We start from the raw sequence: 21,642 nt of genomic DNA, 5'->3' as shown, positions 1-21,642 counted from the left end.
AGCCCGCTCTACCCTTCGGTACGTTCTGCCACAGCCACCCGAACGCACGCAACGAGCCCCTCAATGGCTACTTCGAGCTCTTCGAGCGTGGGCATCGAAGGCGCAAGGCGAATAATTGAGTCAGTGGGATCCTCACCGTATGGGTGCGTGGACCCCGCTGGCGTGAGTTTGACTCCAGCCTGCGCGGCGAGTTCAACAACGCGGCTAGCCGTGCCTTGCGGCACCGTGAGCGTGATGAAGTAGCCACCGTGGGGCTGTGTCCACGAAACCCCTTCAACACTGCCCAGATCACGGTCCAGCACCTTTTCAACCAGCTCAAACTTGGGCTGGAGAATCGCCGCATGCGCCTGCATGTGGGCGCGCACACCGTCAGCGCTACGGAAGAACCGTGCGTGGCGAAGGTGGTTGATCTTATCGGGCCCAATGCATGTGGGGGAGAGGCACGATTCATACCACTCCATGTTCTGCTGTGAGGAGCCAATAAATGCCACGCCCGCGCCTGCCTGAGTGACCTTAGAAGTCGAGGCAAAGATCCACACGCGGTTGGGGTTGCCGGCCTTGCTGCACACATCCAGGATGTCCAGAACAGGCGCTTGGTTGTTATCACCCAAGTGGTGGAGCGCGTAAGCGTTGTCCCAGAAGAGTTTGAAGTCAGCCGACGCTGGCATCTCAGCCAGCGCTTGAGCGCGTTCAGGCGACACATTGATGCCGGTGGGGTTCGAATATGCGGGGACGACCCACATGCCTTTCACGTCATCGCGGGAAGCGTATTCAGCAACCTGCTCGAGCACAGGCCCTTCGTCGTCCATCTCAATGGGAATCAGTTCAAATCCCAGGCTCTCAGCGAGACCAAAGTGACGGTCATAGCCCGGAACAGGACATAGGATCGCGCGCTTCTTCCCGGCCCATGCGGTGCCGTCTGGTGAGTCGTGCAGTAGGTGGAACTGCAGGACTTGGCTCATGAGCACCAGCGACGAATTGCCCTGCGCGAACAGCTGTTGTGTGGGCACCTGTAGAAGGGGGGAGAAGATCTCACGGAGTTCGGTCAAACCCTTCAATCCACCGTAGTTGCGCGTGTCGGTGCCATCGGCAGCCGTAGCAGTTTCGTTGGTGACGTTCGTCAGCAAATCAGCAGAGAGGTCAAGCTGTTCGACCGATGGCTTTCCGCGTGTAATGTCGAGTGACAGGCCACGTTCTTGGAACGCCGTGTACTCGTTTTGGGCTTGTGCGAGATTCTCCATGAAAAAACCCTGACTTTCGTGATGCTCTGTATTCACTATCCTAAGCATCATGCTTGATGCGTTACGACGCCCCTCAGTGATTTTCGGTGCTGGCTTTGGGGTCCTGATCAGCTTGCTCTGTTTCTTCCCCGAAGTTTTCAGCCTTCACACCGTCACTGGATTCGTTCACTTTACTGCCATGCGACCTTTTGCGCTTGCCGTTGTGGGTGGCGCTACACTGCTGGGTCTTCTTGTGTTGGCGTTCTGGCGATCGCCCATGCTACTTGCCATGTTGGTTGTCGTAGCTCTGTTTACGGGCATCGTTGGCGTTCAGTGGGCGTCAAAAGGTTTGCGTAATTCCGCCGAGGTGGCAGCCCCCTCTGGCGACAAACTCACCGTGGTAAGTGCGAACGTTCTGATCGGTAACGATTCGTACGACAGGCTGTTTAAGCGGATTCACGATACTGATGCAGATATCGTCGCGTTGCAAGAGGCCGCTCACACGACAGTTGAGGACAAGCTTGAGAAGTTCGGGCTGTCGGATGCATATCTGGTCACACCCGAGACGCCCACTGCCTCACCCACAGACGCTGATTCTTTGGTCATGGTCAAGCACGACCTAGAGCCGGAGGTCATCGACGCGCACTCGCTCCCGTTTGCTACGGCTGGTGTACGCACCTCACTCGGCGAGTTCTATTCCATCCACGCTCATGCTCCTGTCCAGAGTGCGGTCGAACAGCGCAATTGGGCACACAGCGTCAAGACAGAGCGTGATATCTGTGAGCGTGCAACCTTGATTGCTGGTGACTTCAACGCGACAACGGATTCGCCACTGATGCGCACTGGCAGGTGCTCAGACTCAGCCGAAGAACTCAATATGGGTTCCCGAGGGAGTTGGCCATCAAAGTGGTCGAGTATGCTTGGTGCGCGCATCGATCACCACCTGTATAACCCCGAGTTGCTCACTCCGTACAAGGGTGAAATGTTCGTGATCGACGGGAGCGATCACCGCGGTCTCGAGTTTTCGTACGCGTTTCAGGACGCTGATGGTTGAACCCAAGATCAGTAACCGCCTTCATGGGCGTCACTTTGGTCAGTCTCCGCAAGCGTATGAGCGTTTTCGGCCCGGATACCCCAGAGAAGCGTTGGATATCTGTGTACACGCCGCACCTGGCCCACGGGTCGCCGATATCGGCGCGGGAACTGGAAAACTCAGCGTCGCCTTGCGCGACCGCGGACTGGACGTCACCGCGGTAGACCCTGACACCTCGGCCCTGGAACATAACCCGTGCCGCTCTTTGGTTGGGACCGCCGAAAACATTCCTTTACCCGCGGGCAGCGTCGATTTGGTGACGTTTGCGCAGTCATGGCACTGGGTCGACGCAGAGGTAACCGTCACGGAATGCGCCAGGGTTCTAACACCTGGGGGAGTAGTGGCAATTCTGATCAACCAGCTAGACGTGTCACACGAATGGGTCATGCGGATCGCACGCATCATTCACGCTGGCGATGTGTACCGGCCGGAGTGGCGTCCAAATTTGGGTGACCCGTTCGGCGAGGTTGAGGCGCATGTGAGCACGTTTACACAGAAGCTCACGTTTGACGATCTGGTGGGGCTGGCGTCGACGCGTTCGTATTGGTTGCGTTCGGGGCAACACCAGCGAGACAGAATCGTGAACAACCTTCGCGACTATCTGTTCACAGAAAATCCCATGGGGGAGACCTTGCAGCTGCCGTACGTGTGCCTTACCTATGTGGCGATGTTGAATGCATAAAAGGTCAGGCACGGAGAGTGTCCCTGCCTGACCTTTTATTGAAGGCTCTTTAGATGTGAGCCAGGTTTTCTTTAGGCCTCAGCGTTGGAGGAGCCTGCCAGTGGCGAATTGTTTGGTTCGGTGGGCGCCGAGGTGGTATTCCCGCCGTGGGAGATCGAGATTTTGCGTGGTTTAGCTTCTTCTGACACTGGGATCGTGAGTGTGAGAACACCGTCGCTGAAGTCAGCAACAATGCGGTCAACGGCGATCCGGTTGCCCAGCGTCAGCTGACGTGCCGCGGTGCCGGTTGGACGTTCGCGAGTGAGCCACTCGACACCTTCACCAGCTTCAACTTCACGTTCAGCGCGGACCGTCAGGGTGCGGTCTTCAACGTCAACGTCGATGCTTTCTGGGCGAACACCTGGCATGTCTATGCGTGCCACGTAGTTCTCTCCGTCACGGAACAGGTCCATGGGGAGTGTGGTGGAGTTGGAGCGAGTGACTTCAGAGATGAAGCGGTCGATGTCACGGATAGGGTCAAAACGAGTAGCCATAGAAGATCACCTTCCTTGTAATGAACTCTGTACATTGAGCCTAACGCACTCAACTTTAGAAAAATTCCGTTCGCACGTTAAATCTATGCAAAATCAGGAAGCACACAGAAGCGCACTTAGAAGGGGACTCAACGCTAAGTGGGGCCCACCCGAAGGTGAGCCCCACTCAACTCTACTTAACATAATGTATATTATCGGCTAATTACCCATAGATGGGCTTAACCAGGCGTGGTCAGTCGCCTTAGAGAACTTCGTACGAAACTGAAATGACACCACTGCTATATCCGCCCACGGCCTTCATAGCCGCTACGGACAGGTCCAGGCAACGTCCACCGATGTACGGACCGCGGTCGTTGATGCGAACAACGGCCGTTTTGCCGTTTGCCTTGTTGGTGACCTTCACACGGCTATTCATGGGAAGTGTCTTGTGCGCCGCGGTCATAGCGTTTGCATTGAAGCGTTCACCGCTCGCCGTTGGTCCGCCATGCGTGCCATCTCCGTTGCCGTACATGGACGCCTTGCACGTTCCGCCTTGGCCAGAAGCCTTCTTGTTGTGCGGCTTATTCGAGTCGTCAGCCGAAGTACCCTTCCCACCGGAAGACTTCGAGGACTTCGACGAGCTTGATGAACCCGCAGAGCTAGACGAACCCGACGCCGACTCCTCAGGTTCTTCCTTTGGAGCGTCCATCTTGACCGATGCCTTCGAGGCCTTGTTCTGCTTCTTGGCTTCTTCTTCGTGCTTCTTGACTTCGGCTACCTGCTCCGATTCGCCCTGTGGCAGAGCGAAATCAGGCTCATAGTAGTCATGAGCATTAGCCTGTGCTTCGACGTCAGCGTTCGACTCCCCCTGACCGTTGTTGACAACACCGGCCACCGCAATTGTCGCGATCGCTGCGGTAGGAATCGCAATAGCTGCCATCACTGGCGCACGACGGCCGGAAGCAAGAACTCCCGCAGCCGATACAGGTTCACCGTGGCGTCCCGCCGAGGCTTTCCGGCGACCAAACAAATCCTTAAGCGACCCGCGAGTCGCTGGCTTTGACGCAGAATGCTTACCCATAAACGTTCCTTAATACTCCTGATACCGCGCTCACATTAAGCGCAGGACCACTGGCCCCAGCCAGCTTTTGCTTGCAGAATTTTTGCGCGCTTGAACTGTTCGCGCGGGTGGGCGTCGATTGGGTTGCCCTTGCCTCCAACTGAGCGCCAGGTCGCCAGCTTGAACTGGAACAGACCAAAGTGCGCACGGTTGGATTTGTTGATTGCACGTGGGTTGAAGGTGGACTCACACTTGGCAATTTTGTACCAGCGCGACCCAGGCCCACCCAGCATGGCTTTGATTTCTGCCGTGGACATTGGGGAAGAATAGTCGCCACTAGCGTCACCGGCGCTCGCATCGGAGGACTCCCCCGACTTCGACGAGCTCTTCTTCTTTGAGCCCTTCTTTGACGAGCTCGAACCACTCGATGACGAACCAGAGGTTGACGAGGATGAAGATGAGGAGGACGACTCGGACGAAGAAGATTCGTCCGTCGACGTTTCAGGCATTGTCACTGAAGCGTTGCCAACAGCCGCGACATTACGCGCCTGCTCTTGGGCCTGCTGAAAGTCATCCTCGTGGTGATTGACACCCGATTCTGGTTGCTCAACGCTGATGGTTTCGGGTTGTGTGAAGGCTTCTGCCGAGGTGTCTCCACTTTGGGGTGCTCCGACAACTCCAGCGACACCGACCGCAATAATTGCGACGGTTGGCACGGCGATTGCCGCCATGACTGGTGCGCGTCGACCCGAACTCAGAACCGTCGAAGCTGACAGCTTTTTAGATTGTGCGTGACGACCCTTTTTCTTGGTACGAGAAAAGAGGTCAAGAACAGATCCCTGTGTACGCGAAGAAGTGTGCTTGCCCATACGTGATGCCTTTACAATCCCGTTACCATTCCGTGACAGTTGTAAAGCATATATAACGAACCGTTACTTTATCAAGCTACGGGGATGTGCGATGCGTTGACTTCAGTGGGCTGTTCCACACACATACGCGTGCGCGCGACCTCAATCACTACTTACGGGAGAAGAACTCCACTCCCCTGCGCGTGAAGTCGGCACCTTTCGTCACGCCAGTCGTTGTGAGGTGAGACAAGAAATCAACACCGTTGTGCAGTGCTTCTCGCACATACTCCACGCCTTCATTTAGGCGCTCTTCCGAACTGTCAACAACCTGGGCAGGCCGTACGTTACTCATGCGGACACGGGTAGCGTGCGCGGTGTTGGCTACACGTTCACGTAGCGTGCGCGAGGTGGCGTCCTGAACTTCTGGCTGAGTCGCATTCGTCATAGTTCTATTCTGTGTGCAGGCTCCGCCAGGGTCAATATGTACAGGGAATAAATGGCCACGGTACGATGTTGTGGTTACATTCCCTTCCGCTACTTTTGAAAGGATCTCGATGAGCGAACGTAGCTTGCGCGGTACACAGCTGGGATCTCGATCGTTAGAGTCTGAAGTCGGTGTTGAGCCGGCACCCCGCCAGCACGTCGAGTACGTATGCGAGGACGGGCACAGGTTCACCGTTCCCTTCTCAGTCGATGCTGAAGTACCCGCTACGTGGGACTCAGGCGCTCACGGAATTGGTGTTCGCAGTGGCGGTGAAGAACCAGACGAAGAACCAGAAAAGGCTGCACGTACCCACTGGGACATGCTTCTGGAACGCCGTAGCTTCGAGGAACTGCAGGTTCTTCTGGACGAACGCTTGGCGATTCGTCGCGGTGAGGCTACTCCGGAGATTTAGCCGACAGACGACTGACAAGAGCCTTCACTTGAGAAGTGCGACGGGCGACGCCCCATTCCGCTACTCGGGTGAAGGCTTCTTTTATGATGTTTCCATCCATCTTCGACTCGCCGAGCTCACGTTCGACAAAGGTGATCGGGACTTCAACGATCGAGAAGCCGGCCAGTGCAACGCGCATGGTCATGTCGATCTGGAAGCAGTAACCCGCCGACTCAACCTGCGAAAGATCGATTGTTTCGAGTACCTCGCGTTTGAACGCACGGAATCCTGCTGTTGCGTCGTGAACACCCAGGCCCAAAGCAACGTTGACATAAACGTTTGCGCCACGCGACAAGAAGTGGCGGTTACGTGGCCAATTGACCACCGCTCCCCCAGGGATCCAGCGTGATCCGATAGCCAAGTCTGCGCCACGCTCCACTTGTGCCAACAGCTGTGGCAAATCACGACCGCGGTGTGACCCGTCGGCATCCATTTCACAAATGACGTCATAGTCGCGCTCTAGCGCCCATGTGAAGCCCGCAATATACGCCGGACCCAGGCCGTTCTTTTCTGCGCGTTGGAGCAAAAACAGGGTCGAGCCATAGTCAGGCGACTGCTTCACCCACTCCCCTGTGCCATCAGGAGAACCGTCGTCGACAACCAGGATGTCGACGGTGTTGTACTTGCGGATCGCCTCAATGGTGATGGGTAACGATTCACGCTCGTTGTACGTGGGGATGACGACTAGTGTTTTCACTCCTGCAATGCTACACGGACTTAGGCGTCGCGTCGTAAGAACGGCCGCCTACCCATGTTGTTCGCGCATGAGGCAAAGTTGCCCCCAAATCAGGCAGGCCTGGCGTTCCCGACCGCGGGTCCGTGCTCCACGCGGCTACCCTGGGATCGGCCACCTGGACCACAAGCGAGGTTGCTGACCACCGAACCATGTCGACAGCACTTCCCGGCGCAAGAACACCACCGTCAAACTGCCCCAGCGCCCGGAACCCGAACCGCGTAGACGCGTTAAATGCCGCGCGTGCCGAAAGGCCGTTTTCAACACCTGCTCGCACGGCCTCCCACGGCTTCCCGGCCAGCGAAAAGCTCACTTGAGCACCTGCGTTGAACAGAGCGTGCAAGTCACGTGGGTAATGCGGGTTCACTGTCAGGGCAAGACCAGAGGTGCCCCACACCTCGGGGTCCACCTGGGTGTCACACGCGATCAGCACGCGCACCCCCGCGCGTTGGGCGACAGTTTTCCAAACGGGGTTGCGTACCAACTTTTCAAGCTCTGCGAGCTCATCGGCTGTGTCGACCAGAATGAAAACAGGACCAGTCAGAGTGTTGGCGTCGCGAGCCTCATCGACCTGGATGGCTCGACGACCTTCGCGCACGTCGGTCGGATAGGCCACGACGTGTGGGCCCGTCACTGCGTCGCACTGTTCCTGTGTTCCTATCACGTGGACGCTCGTAACTCCACAGGACAGATAGTCGTAACCGTCTCCACTGCGTAGATCCAGAGCAGCGTCGACGAAGCCAGGAGCCACGAAATCACCATCAAGGGGTGTTCCGGAACTCACCGCCTCATCGGATCCCACCCACACAACAGTGTCACCGTCGTACGTGATCGCTGTTGCAAACGGGTCTGCAGTCGAATAAACGTCTCCACCAAATAAAGTTTCACTCACGGGCCACACATTAACGCACTTTCAGGCGTTCACATGTAGGGTTTAGTGCGTGACCGGCCTAGTAATCATCGACATGCCCGCGCTTTACTACCGTGCGTTCTATTCCGTCCCCAGCTCACTGACGAGCGCCGACGGAACGCCCGTGAATGCGCTCCGGGGCACGCTCGACGCCATTGCGACACTGGCAAGTCGACTCAGCACAACGCGGATCATCGCAGCGAGTGACGCCGCATGGAGACCCAGCTTCCGCACAAGAATCGTTCCCGAATATAAGGCGCACCGGGAACGCGAAGACAAACCCGGCACCGAGACTCCCGACGATCTCATTCCCCAAATTCCGCTCATCTACGAAGCCTGCACACTCCTAGGTCTCCCCGTAGGGCACATTGAGGACACGGAAGCCGACGACGTGATCGGATCCGTCGTTCACCAGTGGGACGGCCCCATCACCGTCGTCTCCCCCGACCGGGACCTCTTATCACTTCTCAGCCCTGACAAGCAGATCACCCTGCTACGACCTCGGCCGCGGGGGCAGTGGGAAGAAACCACAGTCCACGACCTCCCAGACCTCTACGGAATTCCCACCGGTGAACGGTACCGGGAGCTTGCGGCTCTGCGTGGCGACCCGTCCGATGGTTTATCCGGAGCGAAAGGAATCGGCGAAAAAACCGCTGCAAAACTACTGGCCGGGTATGGCAGCCTTGACAATGTTTTTGACGCCGCGAAACGCGGAGTCAAGGACCACGGCCTGTCACCTAAGCGCAGAGACAACCTGCTCGCAGCCGAACACGCGGTGCGCAAGAACGTACAGGTCATGACCGTCCTCACCGATCTAGACGTGAGTAACCTGATCGAGTCCTCCGCCACAATCACCCCAAACGTTGCCGGTCTTGACGCATTCGCCCAGCGCTACGGGGTTGAACGATCAATCAGCCGACTCACAGAAACCTTCACGTCCCACGCACCGCAAACGGCACCGCCAACGTCCTGGGCAGACGAACCCCTTTTCGCGTTCGACTTAGAAACCACGGGTCGCGACCCCCACACGGCACACATCGTCAGCGCGGCTCTCATCGACATGCGCACCAACGAAACCTGGGAATGGCTGGTCTACCCGGAAGACGACATTCCAGCTGAAGCAACAGCCGTCCACGGGATCACCACCGAATTTGCCCGCGCCCACGGCACGCCACGAGCCCAAGCAATTGCACACATGCACGCTGTCGTCTCGGAACGCACACCTGCGTGCATTGTTGCCCACAACGCGCCGTACGACCTAACTATCTTCGCCCGCGAATGCGCACAGCAGGACCTGCGCATCCCAGACTTATTCGTCATCGACACTCTGGTCATCGACAAACAAGCCGAACAGTATCGCAAGGGACCCCGAACGTTGGACGCCGTGTGTAAGCGCTGGGGCATTTCCTTAGACAACGCGCACGACGCAACTGCCGACGCCCGCGCCTCGGGCTTGGTGGCTTTGGCGATCGCAGACGCGTTCCCCGATATCGCCCAACTGAGTGCGGAACAGATTCACCACGCGCAAAAGGACTGGAAACGCGAACAGGCGGCGCGTCTGCAAGAATATCTTCGGACTCGACGTGACCCCAACGCGGTCGTTGATCATGAGTGGCCCTTTCTAACCCGAGGAGAACGCTGATGGGACTTTTCGACAAACTCGTCAACAAACCCGGTTCGCAAGCCAAGAAGCGTATTGGCTGGTTTGAAAAGGTCCTCAAGGATTTGCCCGAGGCGGACTACGAAGACCTCGAAAACTCAGAGTTTCCGTCCACGGCTGCAAAGATCTTTGAAACCGGTGACAAGCGCGAACAGTTCACCAAGTTCGCAGCCCTGGTTCGGGTGGCTGCCCAGAAGACCCTCGAACAGCGTCCTTACGATGTGCAGCTCCGTGGTCTGGTGGCGCTTCTTGACGGCATGGTGGTCCAGATGGTCACCGGTGAGGGTAAGACCTTGGTGGGTGCCATGGCGGCCGCGGGTTACGCCCTGCAGGGACGTTATGTCCACGTGGTGAGTGTGAATGACTATCTGGCGGCCCGTGACGCTGAGTGGATGCGTCCACTGTTTGAACTCTTGGGCGTGAGTGTTTCCTCTATCCAGGAGTCTGATGATGACGCCACCCGCAGGGAAGCGTACGGCGCCGAGGTCGTCTACGGTTCCGTGCAAGAAATCGGCTTTGATCTGTTGCGCGACAGGTTCGTCGAAGATGACGCGGATACCCGGGTACCGCCTCGGGATGTTGTCATTGTTGACGAAGCCGATTCGGTTCTCATCGACGAAGCGCGAGTTCCCCTGGTTTTGGCCGGGTCCACGAACGTCGAGGAGGCGAACTTCCAGATTGCTCGGTTCGTAGAGAAGCTTGAAGATGGTGTGCATTTTGAGGTGAGCTCGGACCACAAGGCTGTTTCACTCACCGATGAGGGTGTCGATCTTACAGAAAGAACACTCGACGTTGATTTGTTCGGTGAAGATGCTGACACACTCGCTGCGATCAACCTGGCGCTGTATGCACAAGCTCTGGTTCACCGAGACGTCGACTATCTGATTGTCGACGGGGCGGTGAAACTCATTTCGGATTCCCGAGGTCGTGTTGCGCAGCTTCAAAGGTGGCCCGATGGCCTGCAAGCCGCGGTTGAGGCGAAGGAGAAACTCGAGACCAGTGAGTCCGGGGAGATCCTCGACCAGATGACTGTTGAAGAGATGATTCACGGCTACCCCACGGTGTGTGGCATGACGGGAACGGCTCTTGCAGTGGGCGATGATTTGCGCGAGTTCTACGACTTAGAGATCGCAGCGATTGAGCCGAACGTTCCAACGGTGCGTGAAGATGAGCCTGATCGTCTGTACACGTTCCAAGAGTCGAAGGAACGTGCCATCGTTGACGAGGTTCTGGATCAGCACAAGAGGGGTCGCCCCATTTTGATCGGTACCCGGTCGGTTGCGGAATCCGAAAGTTTGGCGTCGCGCCTCAAGGCGCGCGGAATCGACAGCGAAGTCCTCAACGCGAAGGACGATTCGCGAGAAGCCGAAATCATTTCGCGCGCCGGTGCCAAGGGCGCTGTCACCGTGTCTACGCAGATGGCTGGGCGCGGTACCGATATTCGCTTGGCGGATGAAGAAGTCGCTGACCTTGGCGGGCTTTTGGTGATCGGTGCTGGCCGGTATCCGTCTTCGCGGTTGGATGACCAGCTCCGAGGTCGTGCCGGCCGTCAGGGTGACCCCGGCACCTCGGTGTTCTTCACCTCCCTTGAGGACAGCCTGTTGGACCGGGTTCCGGACGCTCAGAGGTTCGTAGAAGACGGTGATGAAACTGGTTTTATCGACTCCAAGCGCGCAGCACAAATGGTCGAGCACGCACAGCGCATTGCCGAAGGTGAGAACACCGCGATCCACCGTGACACGTGGCGTTTCAACGAGCTCATGGCAAAACAGCGCCAGCTCGTTCTTCAGCGACGTGTCAAGGTTCGCGAAGGCCACGGTGTTGACGAAGTGAAGGAATGCCTTGATGAGGAATTCACGAAGCGCCATTCAGATCTCGATGACGCCATTGTGGACCAAGCGATCACCTCGGTGTTGCTGTTTAAGATCGATGAGCGTTGGGTCGACCACTTGGCGTACCTGAATGACCTACGTGAAGGTATCCACTTGCGCACTCTGGCGCGTGAAAAGCCTCACGAAGCGTTCAACTCAGAATCCGTGCGCGTGTTCTCGTCGTTCTGGGACGACGTCGTCGACGGATCGGTTGAGGTTCTCAACGACGTCACGATCACCAAACAAGGTGTGGATCTGAACACGTACGGTTTGAAGCGCCCGTCGTCCACGTGGACCTACTTGGCAGCCGAATCGACGTTCGGTTCCGATGTCGAAAACATCGTTAAGCGCGTGCGCAAGTAGAACTGCGCTGTTCACTTAGCTGTCGAGGACGACACCGCGTCGGATCGACATGGCAGCGCGTTTGATGACTTTGGCAGTGCCTGGTTCGACCACGTTTTCCACTTGGCCCAACAGGTCCAACGTCTGTTTTGCCCACCGCACAAAGTCACCAGCGGAAAACTCGGCACTTCCCATTGCGCTACTGAGTGTTTTGCCTTCGGTCCACGCGAAGATGGCCTTCATCATTCCCGGATCGGGTTCGGGCGTAATGGGCAGACGCGAATCAGTTTCGATGTGAAACAGTTGGCTCCACAGCTGTTGCAGTTCACCAAACGCCTCTTGCAACTGCTTTGACGGCAGACGCGGAACTCCACCCTCTTCGCGGCGTGCCTGATACACCAAGCTCGAGGCCAGGGCGGCGACCTCGGGTTCGGTGAGACGGTCCCATATGCCTGCACGTACCGACATTGCGGTGAGGAGGTCGCGCTCGCCATAGATTCTACGCAGAATCCACGAGTCGTCTGGCAGGAACTTTAGCGTGACAAGAACATTGCACACGCGGTCAAACACGTGGGCGATCGACGATGTGCGCCCCTCAATCTGGTGGGTGAGACTAGACAGCTCTTTTTCCACCTTTGCCGCCCGTTCTGCCCACCGTGCGTGGGTTTCACGATCCGGGCACTCGTGGCACGGGTGATCTCGCAACTGCTGTCGCACGAGCTGGATTTCTTCTTGACCGACTGTGGGCGCTTTGTGCTTGGATCGCGGAACCGCTGCGGGGTCCTTCAAGCGTCCTTCGTCCAGGGCCGTTTCCACGATGGCTTGTACTTGCCTTCGGTGAGCGACCACCCTGTGGTTGAACTTCTTGGGAAGCTTAATACGACCAAGTTTGACCGCCGGTTCGGTGACCTCGTGAGGTCGCAGGTGCCACACTTTCCCCGATTCCGTGAGAACTGTAGGCAAGCGCACCCCGTGATCGTCGTTGCGGAGCGCTTGCAAAACGACGCACGCGCCAAAACCGCGTCGGCTCGGAATGAAGATCGTGTCTCCCATACTTAAGTGCGAGAGCGATTCGATCACATCGCGCTGACGCAACTTACTGCGCTGGTTGCTGGCACGCTTCTCTAACTGCGCAATCGTTCTCCGCAAGCCCGCGTATTCTGAGAAGTCGCCGTAGGAACATTCCATTGCAGACTCGTAGCCAGCGAGCGTTTCTTCTTTCGATCTCACCTTCCGGGCCAGACCCACGACTGCAGCGTCGGCCTGGTACTGGGCAAAGGACGTCTCAAGAACCTTTTTCGCATCTTCACTTGTCATGCGTGCGAGCAGGTTCGCGGCCATGTTGTACGTGGGGGTGAACTGGCTCTTGAGCGCGTATGTGCGCTTGGACGCAAGAGCCGCGATATCGGCAAGCTCAATCTGCGGATTCCACACAGTGACTGCGTGTCCTTCAACGTCGATCCCCCGGCGTCCCGCACGCCCGGTCAGCTGCGTGTACTCCCCCGGGGTGATCTGCACATGGGATTCTCCGTTGAACTTTGTGAGCTTCTCTAACACCACTGTGCGGGCAGGCATGTTGATGCCCAACGCAAGCGTCTCGGTGGCAAACACCACCCGCAGAAGCCCGCGGACAAATAGCTCTTCAACAACCTCTTTGAACTGGGGAATCAATCCAGCGTGGTGAACCCCAATGCCCTGTATGAGGCCGGCGGAGAAGTTGTGAAATCCCAAAACACCTAAGTCTTCCGCAGGGAGCTCTTCGCTCAAGTCATCCAGCCGTAGCGCAATCTCCTGCTTCTCCCGGCTCGAGGTGAGGTCCACTCCCCCGGCTAAGCACTGATCGAGTGCATCGTCACAACCGTTGCGGGAAAAGATAAAGAAGATCGCGGGAAGCAAATTCTCACTGCCCAAAGCTTCAATCACGCTGCTTCTCGCGGGGCGACGGAAGCGGGAGAAATAACGACCTCGGCGGCGGTTTCCCGGGGACGGCTGGAACCGGCGCACATAGCGCTCCAACTCTTTATTCACGTTGAAACCGCGTGGCGCAAACAACGGGAAGATGTCCGTACCCACACACGCGTGATTGTGCAGTGGCACGGGCCGGTGTTCGGACACAATCACGTCTGTGGACCCGCGCACTTCTGCCAGCCACGCTCCAAACTCTTCAGCGTTGGACACAGTTGCCGACAAGCTCACCAACAGCACGTGGATAGGCAGGTGGATAATCACTTCTTCCCACACTGGCCCTCGGAAACGGTCGCCCAGGTAGTGGACCTCGTCCAAAACCACAAACCCCAGGTCGCTTAAATCGGTGCCTGAATAGATCATGTTGCGCAAGACCTCGGTGGTCATCACCATGATCTGGGCGTCTCGCCGGATCGACACGTCACCGGTCAGCAAGCCCACTGACTCTTCACCGTACGCATCGCACAATTCGTTAAACTTCTGATTCGACAGCGCCTTAATGGGTGCGGTGTAGAAAACGCGCACGCCACGGCTTACGGCCAGCTTGACCGCAAACTGGGCGACAATGGTTTTTCCGGCGCCGGTTGGGGCTGCAACCAAAACAGAGCGCCCATCGCTGAGCGCGGAACAGGCCTGGAGCTGAAAGTCGTCGAGTTCAAACGACAGCTCGTTACGAAACTCTGCGAGAGGACCGGTCATGGTTCCTTTTTTAGCTTGGAACTGCGCATAAGCTTGGGCTGGAGTGGGCTGGTCCATATGCTCACTCTAACCGACAGGGCGTTAGTCCTCTTCGACCCACGTGCCCTGGGCAATCATTTTGCGTTTGCGTCGCTTGTCGTTGATTGCGCACACGCCCCATGCCAGGAAGAACATGAACAGCATGGGCACCATCAGGTAGAACATGGAAATAGCGTCGGGTGACGGCGTTGCAATGGCGGCGAAAGTGGCGACCAGCATGATGACCCATCGCCACGAGTGGCGAACTGTTCGTGCGCTGAGCACCCCGATGAAGTTCAGACCCACCAGGATCACGGGCAAGACGAAGGCCACCCCGAACACCACGATGAGCAACATGGTGAACGTCAAGTAGTCCTGTGCCGGGACGATGTATGACGCACCTTGTGGAATGAGCGAACCGAGCGCGTGGATCGCACGTGGAAGCGCGAAGAACGCCAGCCCCGCACCGGCGAAAAACAGCGGAAGGGCAGCGCCTAAAAACCCAAAGACGTACTGCCGTTCCTTTTTTGTGAGCCCTGGAACCACAAATGCGCACAGCTCGTATAGCCACACAGGAGCCGTCACAATAAACCCGATAAACACGGACACCTTGAGTTTGAGGTCAAACGGCGAGGCGATACCCGCGAAGTTGAGTTCAGCTGTGCGTCCCTGCGACTGCGCGACTTCGTCCAAAGGACTCTTCAGCAGCACAATGACAGGGTCATATAAGAACCAGCCCACCGCAGCTCCAATGAGGAGCGCGATGAGCGACACGATCATTCGATTGCGTAGTTCTTTAAAATGCCCCATGAGGGGCATGGTTCTGTCAGGGTTTTTGGAACGTTTCACTTATCGGTGTCACGGGCCGACTGAGTCGAATCGACGTGCGAGCGTGAAGCCTTGTCTGTAGCGTCTTCGGAACGGGAGGACTCAAGTTCGGCCGGGGTTTCGTTCGAGTCGTCGTTCATCGACTTGACTTCGTCGCGGAAGATTTTGGCCGACTTACCCAGGTTTCGCGCCAAGGATGGCAGTTTGGAAGCTCCAAACAGCAGGATAATGATGACCAAAAGTATGATGATGTGGGACGGCTCCGGGCGCATAAAGCATTCTCCTTATTTTCGATCCACACTATTCTAAACGCTCAAGCGCGGCACGTGCATACTCCCGTGGCTCGATCGCTAACACGTGTCGCCCATGCATCATGAGCAGTTGGACGATCCAATCTGCGGAAAACACGGTGAGGTGAACAGTGACCGTTCCGGGCCCGTGCGTGTCAAAACTCACGTCCCGAGGTGTCAGTTCGTCGGCGAGCCACGCACCTTCGGGTGTAAAAGTGATGCGGCAGGGCTGCCCGTTGTTGTGTTCGTCGTTGCCCGTTTGGGCCGGTTCCGAGGTGGTTTCCCAGTTGCGAATGTAGTCGGCACGGAAGGACCGGTGTCCTTGTTTGTCGTGACAGTAGGCGTCTAAATACCACTGGCCGTCCAGGTTGAACGCGATGGGTGAGATGGTGCGGGTGGTAACTTCGTCCCGGCTGCGGACGTAGTAGTCGATCGCGAGGGCAGTGCCCGTCTCCAGCGCGTGGGCCACTGCCGAGCGCAACTCTGGGGACACCTCGGCGGGTTCAAAACTCACCGCGCGCGACTCACCCTCCCCTACAACGCCACGCAACTTCTCAATGACAGTCTGGGCGACCTCGGGGGTGTCCGAACCTGCGGACTCTAACGCCATGAGCAAGAGGTGCGCTTCCAGGCTAGATAAACGAACTGGAACATCCACGCCCTCGGTATTGCTCAAGGATACGATTCCGTCGGTTTCCCACACATCGATCTTGGCGCCATAATCGTCGGGCATGCCACTGACAAGCAGGACGTCGAGGTAGTCGCGCACCGTGCTTTCGCTAAGCCCAAAAACCGCGGCGAGTTCGGCGATGGGCACTTCTTCCTTTTTGGTGATATACGCGACCAGGCTGATCAGCGTTGTCACCACTTGAGGCGTACTACTCACCAGCCAGCTCCTTTAACCGATCCACCGTTTGGCGGTACCCATCCTCGTACGCTCGGACGACCTCGGGCGGTTCGAGAGGTGTGACGAACGACCCCAAACTCAGCATTTCGGATACGAACTCGTGCATGTCTGTGACATCCACAGTCACGCGATCCCAACTGTCGTCAATGCGCGACACGGCATGCGCGCGACTCCGCAGGTTGTCTCCACGCCCATGGGCCAGGGCAGCAGACACGCGCACTGTGGGATCCGAACGCACATAGTCGCTGGCGGAAAAGTCGGACGGAATGTCATATGCGCTTGAACGGTACTTTGGGTGGTGTTTCACCTTCCCAACGATCCGACTGAGTCGGAATACGCGGATGCCCTCGCGGTCCACGTCATAGCCGACCACGTACACGCGCGGACCACGGCTGAGCACGCCATAAGGGAACAGTGTGCGGACTTCAGGTTGACCGCCTGCCTTGCGATACGTAAACGTTTGAGGCCGGCGGTCCTCAACCGCGTCGATAAAACGGCCAGTGAGCTTCGTGTTCGTTGCGATAGCGGGAACAGGAACGTCGTGCTGAATGAGATCTTCACCTAAGCCCGTGAGCTTGGTCATCGCACGCACCGCTGGTCCCGTCTGCGGGAGCCACACCGACGCGGCTCGCAGGACCTCCACCTCGGCAGGGGTGAAGGAGATCTCATCGAGCGCGTAGTCCTCGTCTGTTATGCGGTAGCCGTAGACCACGTCTTCATTTGGCCGGTTGCCCCAGTCGGTACTAGAGATATTGATCCCCATTCCGCGCAGGGTGGCCTTGTCGCGTTCAAACATACGGTTGAACGCGTCGTCACTTAAGTTCTCGTAGCCTTCAACGTGCTCACGAATCTGAGCCTTACTCATCCATGTCCGCGTATTGCGCAGTGCGAAAAGAAGGTTGAGAAGCCTTTCGTACTGCCTGCGAACTGGAGCCGAGACCATTAGCCCACAGCAGACAGGATGTCGACGACGAACACCAGGGTGGCCCCACCAGGGATGTTGGGAGGTGATCCCGCGTCGCCGTATCCCTTGTCGGCGGGGACAATCAACAGAACCTGGGATCCGACCTTCTGGCCCTTCGCGCCTTCGTCCCAACCGGCGATGACTTCACCGGCGCCTGGGGTGAAGGAGAACGGTTGTCCACGATCCCAACTTGAGTCAAATGGCTTGCTGGGGTCGTCCCACAACCATCCGGTGTAGTGAACGCTAACCTTCTGACCTTCTTTGACCTCGGGCCCTGTACCTTCAATCGCAGGCGCGACCGTGAGTTTTTGAGGAGCGTCACCTTCTGGTTTAGAGATCGACGGTTTACCGTCCTTGTCGCGCTTCACTTGAGGCAAATCCCCAGGAATCTCTTTCTCTGTACCTTCAGCCTTGGACAGGACTTCCGGCATCTCTTCGACCTTCACAATGTCCCACACGTAAATGAGAGTCTGGTTGGGCGATTTGCCACCTGGGCTGGCGTTTTGCACCATGAGCACACGGCCACCTTCTTGCACACCCATGACAGCGTCGAAGAGGCTCTTGTTGATCTGCTGGTCGTCCATTGGGAAACCAGACGGTTTGGAATCGTACGACGACTCGATCTCTTCGCCAGACTCACCGGAAATCAGTGTGTAGTTCGCGGTGACTTGAAGGCCTTTGTCGACCTTCTTCCCAGAGCCCTGTTCCAGGGTCTTGTGTGCGTTCTCGGCAGCAAACGGAGTTGTGACTTTGACTTCTGGTTTCTTGTTGGCGTCGCCTGAAACCTGGATGTCGTCAATCGCCCCGTTCTGCTTCTGTTCCTGTTGATCGGGTGATTTGGAGTCCTCGTCTTGGCCACCACAACCGGTCAGGACTAGAGCCGAAACGGCGACCGCGCACACAAGTTTTTTCACTGGTTTCCTCTCTTCTGCCCTAGTTATGCTAGCTCAGAATCATTGAGACACGCGATGAGTTCGTCTGCGTGTTCGCTGGTGGAAACAAACGGGTCTCTCAGCGTCACCGCGCGTTGAGCGTGCGCATTGAGTCGCAAGTGAACCCAATCGACCGTGTAGTCGACGCGGTGTTCCACGGCCGCCTCGACAAACGCGCCACGAATCTTGGCACGAGTGGTCTGAGGAGGCACATCCTTCGCTGTTGCAACCTCGGTGTCGCCCACGGTTCGAGCAATCAGCCCGCCAGCCTCCATCTTCTGGACCAGCCCAACTCCCGGCGTCACGTCGTGATACGCAAGCTCCAGCCTACGAATTCGCGGGTCACTCAGTTCCACTTGAGACCGGGACATGTACCGGTCAAGGATCTTCTTCTTGATCACCCAGTCGATCTCCGTATCGACGCGGGAGAAGTCCTGCGTGCGCACCGCCTCGAGCATGCGCTTCCACAGGTCGAGCACTGCACGCGCAGTCTGGTCATCGCCCACGCTGTGGTCCCCTCTGTCCACGACTGTGGTAGCCGCCTGCAGGTAGATTTCGAGCAGTTCAACAGCCGTGAGCGTGCCACCGGCTTTGAGTTCCAGTGGCGTTGTACCGGTGAGGTCGCGTGCGATCACACGGATATCGTGAATGGGGTCCGACAACGTCAGATCCCGCAACGGCATACCCGTTTCGATCATGTCCAGAATCAGCGCAGCCGATCCCACCTTGAGCTGTGTGGTGGGTTGTGCCATGGACGAATCGCCCACGATCACGTGCAAGCGGCGGTACTTTTCGGCATCCGCGTGGGGTTCGTCGCGCGCGTTGATGATGGGGCGTGACCGCGTAGTCGCGCTGGATACACCTTCCCACATGACATCGGATCGGCCTGATAGACCAAAGACCACGTCCGAGGTGGGAGTCGCCAAAGTCTGTGTGGCGTTGGGGTTGGCGCGGTTTGTCTGGGCAGCGGGCATGGCCGTGGAGACCTGGCGTGGGATGATCGCTCCTGCGCCCACCATGAGTTGTCGTACCACGAGGAACGGCAGGAGCGTACTGGTCAGGTGCGCAAAGTCCATGTTCCTGCGGATGAGGAAGTTTTCGTGGCTTCCGTACGAGTTTCCGGCGGAGTCGGAGTTGTTCTTAAACAGGTGGGGAACGCCGTCGTATCCGTCGGTTTTGAGTGCCTGGTTTGCCTGGCGCAAGAGGTCCTGCATGATGACCGTTCCGGCGCTGTCTTGCGCAATCAAGTCATCGAGGCGGTCGCATTCAGCGGTGGCGTATTCGGGGTGTGATCCCACGTCGAGGTACAGGCGTGAGCCGTTGGGGAGAAACACGTTGGAGGATCGTCCCCATGCCACAACTGGCTTAAACAGGTACCGGGCCACTTCTTCCGGTCCCAGGCGACGGCCACCTATGGGTGCGTATGCAATCCCGAACTCTGTTTCTAAACCGAAAATGCGTTTCATTCGCCGGTCTCTTCCCCATGTGTAGAGTCTGCTTGTCCGCGTGCCGACTGACCGTGTTCGAGTGCCCCGCGCACCTGCTCTTCCGTGAGCCGCACAAAGGTCCTGCGTCCTGGCGCGTTGCGGTCCAAAATTGCGGCTTCAACGTGGGCTGCAACGGGATCTTCTTCTCCAAACAGTGCTCGTACTGCTGTGTTGATTGTGGAGTCGAGGTCTTTGAGCCCTGGCGCGACTTGAATGCGTTGCGCGGTGGCTTCAGCGTTCCCGCCGATCACCACGCAGTCGTTTTCGTCGGCGACCGAACCGTCATAGGACAAACGGTAGAGGCGGTCCTGTGCAGGAGTTTCGCCCAGCTCGGCGACCACCAGTTCAACCTCAAAGGGTTTGGACTCGGTGGTGAACACGCTTGCTAGTGTCTGCGCGTACGCGTTGGTGAGTCCGCGGGCGGTGACATCGGCACGGTCATATGAGAATCCGCGCAAGTCCGCGTATCGCACGCCTGCCTGGCGTAGCGTTTCGAACTCGTTGTACTTGCCCACTGCTGCGAAAGCGATGCGGTCGTAGATTTCCGCAATCTTGTGCAACGTGGACGACGGGTTGTGAGCAACCAACGCAATACCAGCTTCATACCGGCACACAATGACCGAACGACCTCGGGCGATTCCCTTCCGCGCGAACTCCGCGCGGTCTTTCATCAGCTGTTCAGGGGATACGTAAAACGGTGCAGTCATGAGTTGTTCCGTCCAGTCACAATTGAGCGAGCAATCTGAAGCACCTGGTCAGCAGGGACTTCTTTTACACCGTCCCCGTCAACGGTCATCACCTGTGGCGCGATCTTCCGAACCAGGTCCGGGCCACCCGTGGCAGAGTCGTCATCGGCGGCGTCGTAGAGCGTTTGCACGGCGACGCGCACTGCTTCTTCAGCATCCAGCTGTGGTTTCCACAGTTTTTTCAGGGCGCCGCGTGCGAACCCGGCCCCCGAACCGATCGAGTGGAAATCGAGTTCCTGGTATTTCCCACCTGTGACGTCAAAGCAATAGAGCGCTCCCGAGGTGGTTCCTGGCACAGTGCCCGCAAAGAGTGGCACGACTGCCAGACCCTGCAGTGCGAGGCCTAAGTTGCCCCGCAACATCGAGGCCAGCCGGTTCGCTTTACCTTCTAGCGAAAGCGGGGTGCCTTCGATCTTTTCGTAGTGCTCGAGTTCCAGCTGGAACAGCCGAATCAGTTCAAGCGCAAGCCCCGCAGTTCCTGCGATTCCAATGACCGATGCCGAGTCGGCAGCGTGGACTTTCTCAATGGTGTGGCTGGCGATCAGATTGCCCATCGTGGCCCGGCGGTCACCGGCCATGAGCACTCCACGTTCCGTTTTAAAAGCGACAATCGTCGTGCCTACTGGCGCTTCGAGTTGCTGCGAGACCACCTGCGACGGGGCTTGTGGCAACACGTGCGGACGCACGCGAGCCGCGAACTCGACAAACGAGTTAGTGGTCGCATCGAGAAAGTGCTTGTCGAAACCTGAGTTCACTGGCCACCCTTTTGCACGAAGTTCCTTACAAAGTCTTCGGCGTTTGTTTCCAACATGGAGTCGATGTCGTCCAGGATGTCGTCGACACCCTGCGTGTTGATCTGGGCCTGACCGGCTTCAACAAATTCTTCTGAATCGTCGTTGTTACCTTTTCCGCCACCGGCGTGTTTCTGAAATTGGCTCAT

At 57.5% G+C, this 21,642-nt stretch carries 22 protein-coding genes; 5 read left to right on the top strand and 17 right to left on the bottom strand.

Features of this window, described 5'->3' with window-relative positions; all coding sequences use genetic code 11:
• Nucleotides 1–8: 8 nt before the first annotated feature.
• Complete coding sequence (locus tag MHX53_RS08340; RefSeq protein ID WP_239272162.1) at nt 9–1,241, bottom strand: aminotransferase class I/II-fold pyridoxal phosphate-dependent enzyme; 1,233 nt, start codon at nt 1,239–1,241, stop codon at nt 9–11.
• Nucleotides 1,242–1,290: 49 nt separating this feature from the next.
• Between MHX53_RS08340 and MHX53_RS08335 the strand changes: the two genes are divergently transcribed.
• Both MHX53_RS08335 and MHX53_RS08330 read left to right on the top strand, forming a co-directional pair.
• Nucleotides 1,291–2,274, top strand: coding sequence for an endonuclease/exonuclease/phosphatase family protein (locus tag MHX53_RS08335; RefSeq protein ID WP_239272160.1), 984 nt, complete (start codon nt 1,291–1,293; stop codon nt 2,272–2,274).
• The gene (locus MHX53_RS08330; protein ID WP_239272158.1) at nt 2,267–2,995 is read left to right on the top strand and encodes a class I SAM-dependent methyltransferase; all 729 of its coding nucleotides are present in this window, start codon (nt 2,267–2,269) and stop codon (nt 2,993–2,995) included. The genes MHX53_RS08335 and MHX53_RS08330 overlap by 8 nt, the downstream gene beginning before the upstream one ends.
• A 71-nt stretch (nt 2,996–3,066) precedes the next feature.
• On the opposite strand, the gene MHX53_RS08325 is transcribed toward MHX53_RS08330, so the two are convergent.
• The 4 genes from MHX53_RS08325 to MHX53_RS08310 all read right to left on the bottom strand — a co-directional run bounded on the left by MHX53_RS08325 (nt 3,067) and on the right by MHX53_RS08310 (nt 5,860).
• A complete protein-coding gene (locus tag MHX53_RS08325) occupies nt 3,067–3,528 on the bottom strand; it encodes an Hsp20/alpha crystallin family protein (RefSeq protein ID WP_239272156.1) in 462 nt (153 codons plus the stop codon).
• Nucleotides 3,529–3,769: 241 nt separating this feature from the next.
• Nucleotides 3,770–4,588 (bottom strand): septal ring lytic transglycosylase RlpA family protein, encoded by an 819-nt coding sequence (locus MHX53_RS11625; protein ID WP_275433677.1) that lies wholly within the window; start codon nt 4,586–4,588, stop codon nt 3,770–3,772.
• Nucleotides 4,589–4,623: 35 nt separating this feature from the next.
• A complete protein-coding gene (locus MHX53_RS08315; RefSeq protein WP_239272155.1) occupies nt 4,624–5,436 on the bottom strand; it encodes a transglycosylase family protein in 813 nt (270 codons plus the stop codon).
• Nucleotides 5,437–5,584: 148 nt separating this feature from the next.
• Nucleotides 5,585–5,860 carry a hypothetical protein gene (locus MHX53_RS08310; RefSeq protein WP_239272154.1) on the bottom strand — a complete coding sequence of 92 codons (276 nt, stop codon included), beginning with the start codon at nt 5,858–5,860 and terminating at the stop codon, nt 5,585–5,587.
• Nucleotides 5,861–5,969: 109 nt separating this feature from the next.
• Between MHX53_RS08310 and MHX53_RS08305 the strand changes: the two genes are divergently transcribed.
• On the top strand, nt 5,970–6,311 hold the full coding sequence (locus MHX53_RS08305; protein WP_102237920.1) for an RNA polymerase-binding protein RbpA: 342 nt from the start codon (nt 5,970–5,972) through the stop codon (nt 6,309–6,311).
• Here the strand turns inward: MHX53_RS08305 and MHX53_RS08300 are convergent.
• Together MHX53_RS08300 and MHX53_RS08295 are read right to left on the bottom strand one after the other, a co-directional pair.
• On the bottom strand, nt 6,295–7,047 hold the full coding sequence (locus tag MHX53_RS08300; RefSeq protein WP_239272153.1) for a polyprenol monophosphomannose synthase: 753 nt from the start codon (nt 7,045–7,047) through the stop codon (nt 6,295–6,297). The genes MHX53_RS08305 and MHX53_RS08300 overlap by 17 nt on opposite strands.
• Nucleotides 7,048–7,057: 10 nt before the next feature.
• Nucleotides 7,058–7,975 (bottom strand): metal-dependent hydrolase, encoded by a 918-nt coding sequence (locus tag MHX53_RS08295; protein ID WP_239272151.1) that lies wholly within the window; start codon nt 7,973–7,975, stop codon nt 7,058–7,060.
• 49 nt (nt 7,976–8,024) lie between these two features.
• Between MHX53_RS08295 and MHX53_RS08290 the strand changes: the two genes are divergently transcribed.
• Nucleotides 8,025–9,635: an exonuclease domain-containing protein gene (locus tag MHX53_RS08290; RefSeq protein ID WP_239272149.1), complete on the top strand. Its 1,611-nt coding sequence runs from the start codon at nt 8,025–8,027 to the stop codon at nt 9,633–9,635.
• A complete protein-coding gene (gene secA2, locus MHX53_RS08285) occupies nt 9,635–11,887 on the top strand; it encodes an accessory Sec system translocase SecA2 (RefSeq protein WP_239272147.1) in 2,253 nt (750 codons plus the stop codon). Before MHX53_RS08290 ends, secA2 begins: the two co-directional genes overlap by 1 nt.
• 15 nt (nt 11,888–11,902) lie before the next feature.
• Here the strand turns inward: secA2 and MHX53_RS08280 are convergent, their stop codons facing one another.
• Genes MHX53_RS08280 through MHX53_RS08235 form a run of 10 tightly spaced genes read right to left on the bottom strand, consistent with a single transcriptional unit; the run spans nt 11,903 to nt 21,642 of the window.
• A complete protein-coding gene (locus MHX53_RS08280; RefSeq protein WP_239272145.1) occupies nt 11,903–14,587 on the bottom strand; it encodes a DEAD/DEAH box helicase in 2,685 nt (894 codons plus the stop codon).
• 24 nt (nt 14,588–14,611) lie between these two features.
• Complete coding sequence (gene tatC / locus MHX53_RS08275; RefSeq protein WP_239272143.1) at nt 14,612–15,358, bottom strand: twin-arginine translocase subunit TatC; 747 nt, start codon at nt 15,356–15,358, stop codon at nt 14,612–14,614.
• Between the two features lie 35 nt (nt 15,359–15,393).
• Nucleotides 15,394–15,648 carry a Sec-independent protein translocase subunit TatA gene (gene tatA, locus MHX53_RS08270; protein ID WP_239272141.1) on the bottom strand — a complete coding sequence of 85 codons (255 nt, stop codon included), beginning with the start codon at nt 15,646–15,648 and terminating at the stop codon, nt 15,394–15,396.
• A gap of 28 nt (nt 15,649–15,676) precedes the next feature.
• Nucleotides 15,677–16,552, bottom strand: a complete 876-nt coding sequence (locus MHX53_RS08265; protein ID WP_239272139.1) for a WYL domain-containing protein — start codon at nt 16,550–16,552, stop codon at nt 15,677–15,679.
• On the bottom strand, nt 16,545–17,516 hold the full coding sequence (locus tag MHX53_RS08260; RefSeq protein WP_239272137.1) for a WYL domain-containing protein: 972 nt from the start codon (nt 17,514–17,516) through the stop codon (nt 16,545–16,547). Before MHX53_RS08260 ends, MHX53_RS08265 begins: the two co-directional genes overlap by 8 nt.
• Nucleotides 17,516–18,451 (bottom strand): FKBP-type peptidyl-prolyl cis-trans isomerase, encoded by a 936-nt coding sequence (locus MHX53_RS08255; protein WP_239272135.1) that lies wholly within the window; start codon nt 18,449–18,451, stop codon nt 17,516–17,518. Before MHX53_RS08255 ends, MHX53_RS08260 begins: the two co-directional genes overlap by 1 nt.
• 23 nt (nt 18,452–18,474) lie before the next feature.
• Nucleotides 18,475–19,935: a Pup--protein ligase gene (gene pafA / locus MHX53_RS08250; RefSeq protein ID WP_239272133.1), complete on the bottom strand. Its 1,461-nt coding sequence runs from the start codon at nt 19,933–19,935 to the stop codon at nt 18,475–18,477.
• Nucleotides 19,932–20,663, bottom strand: a complete 732-nt coding sequence (gene prcA, locus MHX53_RS08245; RefSeq protein WP_239272131.1) for a proteasome subunit alpha — start codon at nt 20,661–20,663, stop codon at nt 19,932–19,934. The genes pafA and prcA overlap by 4 nt, the downstream gene beginning before the upstream one ends.
• Complete coding sequence (gene prcB / locus MHX53_RS08240; protein ID WP_239272129.1) at nt 20,660–21,457, bottom strand: proteasome subunit beta; 798 nt, start codon at nt 21,455–21,457, stop codon at nt 20,660–20,662. The genes prcA and prcB overlap by 4 nt, the downstream gene beginning before the upstream one ends.
• The gene (locus MHX53_RS08235; RefSeq protein WP_239272127.1) at nt 21,454–21,642 is read right to left on the bottom strand and encodes a ubiquitin-like protein Pup; all 189 of its coding nucleotides are present in this window, start codon (nt 21,640–21,642) and stop codon (nt 21,454–21,456) included. Before MHX53_RS08235 ends, prcB begins: the two co-directional genes overlap by 4 nt.

The sequence above is a fragment of the Brevibacterium sp. ACRRH genome (assembly GCF_022346365.1).
Lineage (GTDB): Bacteria > Actinomycetota > Actinomycetes > Actinomycetales > Brevibacteriaceae > Brevibacterium > Brevibacterium paucivorans.
This window is presented reverse-complemented; position numbering and strand designations above follow the sequence as displayed.